The sequence below is a fragment of the Zooshikella ganghwensis DSM 15267 genome (assembly GCF_000428585.1).
Classification (GTDB): Bacteria; Pseudomonadota; Gammaproteobacteria; order Pseudomonadales; family Zooshikellaceae; genus Zooshikella; species Zooshikella ganghwensis.
The window spans coordinates 1-3020 of the sequence record NZ_AUAF01000287.1 but is presented as its reverse complement, the minus strand read 5'-3'; the positions used below and the strand labels follow the sequence as shown (position 1 = coordinate 3020).

Annotated in this window: 3 protein-coding genes; all 3 read left to right on the top strand. The window is 36.8% G+C overall.

The window, feature by feature from the left end; all coding sequences use genetic code 11:
- The first annotated feature begins 417 nt into the window (after positions 1-417).
- Positions 418-1251 (top strand): PEP-CTERM sorting domain-containing protein, encoded by an 834-nt coding sequence (locus F607_RS0125940; protein ID WP_027710335.1) that lies wholly within the window; start codon positions 418-420, stop codon positions 1249-1251.
- Positions 1252-1544: 293 nt separating this feature from the next.
- Positions 1545-2129 (top strand): hypothetical protein, encoded by a 585-nt coding sequence (locus F607_RS0125935; RefSeq protein WP_027710334.1) that lies wholly within the window; start codon positions 1545-1547, stop codon positions 2127-2129.
- A gap of 109 nt (positions 2130-2238) precedes the next feature.
- Entirely contained in the window at positions 2239-2835 is a 597-nt protein-coding gene (locus tag F607_RS0125930) for a GNAT family N-acetyltransferase (protein ID WP_211233712.1), read from the top strand.
- The last annotated feature ends 185 nt before the right edge of the window (positions 2836-3020 follow it).

Genomic DNA, 3020 nt, shown 5'->3' with positions numbered 1-3020 from the left:
AGTTTGTGTACAATATAAAGTGCCGAGGAAAAAGCTTACTTAATGATCTAATAGAGCTATTGATATAACCCCCTAGGAATCCATATAGAGCCTTAGAAATAATTTTTGGTGGGTATATCATACATCGAAGTACAATCGTTGCATATTTAAAAAAATAGCTTTTGTAAAGATAACAATCACATGTGATGCTTCTTATCTCATGCGTAAAAGATTTTTAAATTTGTAACAAACGTCAAAATATTTTCCATCAAGAGTTTTAACCTTATCTTATTAAGTAGATTTTTTGAAAAAAGAGTCTTCATTTCAGGCTTCTAATGATTTGGCTTTTTTTTTGCGTTCTTCAGTGTGTTTATTAGTTCAGGGACTATGATTTTTTGTTGCAACTGGATTACAACTTAAATACGTTGGAGATTGATAATGAATAAAATATTTAGAGTAATGCTTTTAACTTTATGTGCAATAATCACGTCGCAAAGCCAAGCGGGTTTAATCTATGGTGTTCAACAAAATAACCCAAATCTAGTACTGATTGACACGATGACAGGTCTTATTAGTAATGTAGGCTTATTACCAGCAGGTGCCAATGTTCTTGATCCCGTACAAGGCTTAACGGGTATGGCAAATGGTACATTACTTTATACTGATGGTAATGCTTTACCTGGTGTACATATGCTTAATTCGAGTAATGCAGGGTTAATAATGAGCTATGCTCTTCCTGGTGTAGCGGATCGTGGAGGGTTAAGTTTTGACACACCCAGTAATTCGTTATTTTCAGTCAATAATGGCGGACCTATTGCTCAACAAACAGGTTTGGGTGGAGCAGTGAATTTAGGGTTTATACCGGTAATTGGACCAAACTTTCCTGGTGGTATGGGAGGGGATGACTTCGGCAGACATTTTGCTCAAGGACGAAATACCATAGTGGGTGGTAACTTTATAAATGAGTTTAACTCTGTAACGGGTGCTGTATTAAATACACTTCCACTGCCAAATAATGTTGATATATCAGGTATGGCTTATGATGGCACATTTTTGTATGTATCAGAACTTTCTACAAACTTTCTATATACTTTAGATCCAAATACAGGAGCTGTATTTAATGTTGTACCCTATGCAGGCGGTCCTTTAACAGCATTAGCAGCAGTGGTTCCTGAGCCTTCATCTTTAGCATTATTTTGTTTGGTAGGATTGTGTTTGGTTAGTGTACGTAAAAAACTAAAGAGCGTCACTGAAAATGCACTTTTTTCGTGATAGCTGTGTCAGCGCTGTATTCTTGCCCCAGCCAGTATATATTAAATATCTAGGGTTGCTATCGCTAAGCCTACAGTAGTTGCTTAGCCCTCACTTATTCCTTATACACTACGGTTCTTCGTGCAGTGTTTCTTTTCTCTTGCAAAAAGTTCGAGTGGCCATGTTCTTTACCAGACGATCTGTTTTGTACCCATGAATATTCACTGTGTTTAATATAACGAAACTAGAGTGTGAATAAATAGTCTGATAACGTAGTAGAAATTAATTCTTACATAGATAGGGCATTTTTTTATATGCAAGCTCATGCACCAATTGACTCAGAAGGGCGAGATTTGCAAGTTGGGGACTGGGTTAGAGTGATTGCTGCACCTCTTTCAATTCGTGGGATGCCTGAAGAGTCACTTGAAGCATTTTCCAAAGCGGTTGGGCATACGTTCCAGATAGAGGAGTTTGATGAGATAGGCTGTTTACACCTTGATATGTACCCCACAATTAGTAGCGACTCTATTTATATTGAGCCCTATTGTGTGAGTCGATTTAGGCGTTACAAGAAGTTGAGTAATGCCTTTCTAAAAAAACAGGCTGTATTAAATTTTGCTCAAGAACCAGTCTTTGAAATGAGGTTTGAGATTATTGCTCATCATAATGTAGATTTGGAGTCGCTGGGCCTTTATATTATCAGTGAAGGCACGGCAGAAGATACGATGGGAGGCTTTGCTTGTTGGTCAAAGGAACGCAAGATATTAGGTTCTGTAAAAATTGATGCTGAAGATCCAAATGCGATATCAATACTTAAAAGAATAAAAGAAATGTTGGAAAACTGTAGTGAAATTGAAGAAGTTACTGTATCAGACACACAGTTAATTGGTAAACCTTGATTAGTGGTTTAATATTCCTTTCCTATATGTTCTGTGTTCCTCATAGCTCAATCTTTTCTTCATGAAATAGTGATATACTTGAAGTATTTTTTAATAATTGGAGAAGAACGTGACTGATATTGTCATCAAGCGAGGTTGGGATATTGGTCAATCAACAAGAATTGCAACGCTTTATGATGAGGCGTTTGGCTTTAAATTTTCTGGCGCCATTGCAAATAAAGAAGCCCGTGTTCGTATTTTGTCAAAAAGCTTTATTCCCGATTTTTCCTATGTAGCGTTTGTTGACCACGAAATTGTAGGATTGGCTGGTTTTCAGGCACACTATGGTTCGTTTACTGGTGGGATGAGTTTAAGTGTTTTAATCGATGAGCTTGGTGTTGCAAGCGGTATTTGGGCTGCAACTGTACTCAGTTTATTTGAGCGAAAACCAAAAGCACAAGAACTTATCATGGATGGTATTGTGGTAGACAGTAAGTTTAGAGGAAAAGGTATTGGGTCTATGCTTCTGGATAGTATTGTTTCTCATGCAGGTAAAAATGGATATGATTCTGTGAGACTAGATGTAATAGATAGTAATCCTAGAGCCAAGAGTTTGTATGAAACTAAAGGTTTTGTGGCTACCCATAAAGAACACTTTCCTTATCTAGAGTGGCTAATAGGTTTTACAGGCTCAACAACGATGGTAAAAGAAGTAGGGTACCTCTAAAAATGTTACCAAAATTTCAATATTTTTAGGCAAGATCTTAAATTATAGAAGGTAAATACGATTGTTTATTATTTGACACCAAAATTCACGTTTTATGGGCTCTACAGTGCTAATTACTATCCCACAAAAAGAGATAGTTCATACTTTTTTCAAATTGCAGGCGCACTTTTCCTACTTAATGTCAC

Coding starts and splice junctions, on each gene's coding strand:
- F607_RS0125935 (WP_027710334.1), top strand. CDS start 1,545: ATGCAAGCTCATGCACCAATTGACTCAGAAGGGCGAGATTTGCAAGTT.
- F607_RS0125940 (WP_027710335.1), top strand. CDS start 418: ATGAATAAAATATTTAGAGTAATGCTTTTAACTTTATGTGCAATAATC.